Annotated in this window: 2 tRNA genes and 2 rRNA genes; all 4 read right to left on the bottom strand. The window is 49.2% G+C overall.

The window, feature by feature from the left end:
- Positions 1-457: ribosomal RNA gene (locus LQ216_RS20215) — 23S ribosomal RNA — on the bottom strand; the annotation flags it as partial.
- A gap of 303 nt (positions 458-760) precedes the next feature.
- Positions 761-836: transfer RNA gene (locus tag LQ216_RS20220), tRNA-Ala, on the bottom strand.
- Between the two features lie 12 nt (positions 837-848).
- A tRNA-Ile gene (locus tag LQ216_RS20225) sits at positions 849-925 on the bottom strand.
- A 70-nt stretch (positions 926-995) separates the two neighbouring features.
- Positions 996-1,108 (bottom strand): 16S ribosomal RNA (locus LQ216_RS20230); the annotation flags it as partial.

Below are 1,108 nucleotides of genomic sequence, written 5' to 3' on the forward strand. Positions count from 1 at the left end.
CCTCCCTGCTTCCGACGGGATTTCTCGTGTCCCGCCGTACTCAGGATCCACTCAGGAGGGAACGAAGTTTCGACTACAGGGTTATTACCTTCTTTGACGGGCCTTTCCAGGCCGCTTCATCTACCCCGTTCCTTTGTAACTCCATGTTGAGTGTCCTACAACCCCAAGAGGCAAGCCTCTTGGTTTGGGCTAATTCCGTTTCGCTCGCCGCTACTCAGGAAATCGCGTTTGCTTTCTCTTCCTCCGGGTACTTAGATGTTTCAGTTCCCCGGGTCTGCCTCCAATACCCTATGTATTCAGGTAAAGGTACTGTTCCATTACGAACAGTGGGTTTCCCCATTCGGAAATCTCCGGATCAAAGCTTACTTACAGCTCCCCGAAGCATATCGGTGTTAGTCCCGTCCTTCATCGGCTCCTAGTGCCAAGGCATCCACCGTGCGCCCTTTCTAACTTAACCAAATGGCGGCTGATAACCTTCGGATTTCTTCGTCAGCTTCTCGCGCTCAGATCCTCACGTATGCAAGATACGCTCCGGACTTCGCTCGATCGCTTCCTCGAACTCCTCGCTTCTCATCCACCATTACTATTGCATTCTTACTCGGTGTTTTGAATATTGACGCAAAAATTTGCCTTATATTACTGTTATCTAGTTTTCAAGGAACAAATGCTGCTGATATAATCGTATGATTATATGCATGACAGCGTTACTGCGTGCTCTTAATTGTAACATTTCTTACTGTTAAAAGATGCAGGTAATTATTGGTGGAGCCTAGCGGGATCGAACCGCTGACCTCCTGCGTGCAAGGCAGGCGCTCTCCCAGCTGAGCTAAGGCCCCGAACTTCTTTAGTGGTGGGCCTAAATGGACTCGAACCATCGACCTCACGCTTATCAGGCGTGCGCTCTAACCAGCTGAGCTATAGGCCCACATAAAATAAGAAAGAATTGCTTCTTTCAAAACTGAACAAAACAAAAGCGCTCAACGTATTATCCTTAGAAAGGAGGTGATCCAGCCGCACCTTCCGATACGGCTACCTTGTTACGACTTCACCCCAATCATCTGTCCCACCTTAGGCGGCTGGCTCCAAAAGGTTACCTCACCGACTTCGG

Source organism: Bacillus sp. CECT 9360, from assembly GCF_918741275.1.
Lineage (GTDB): Bacteria > Bacillota > Bacilli > Bacillales > DSM-1321 > Peribacillus.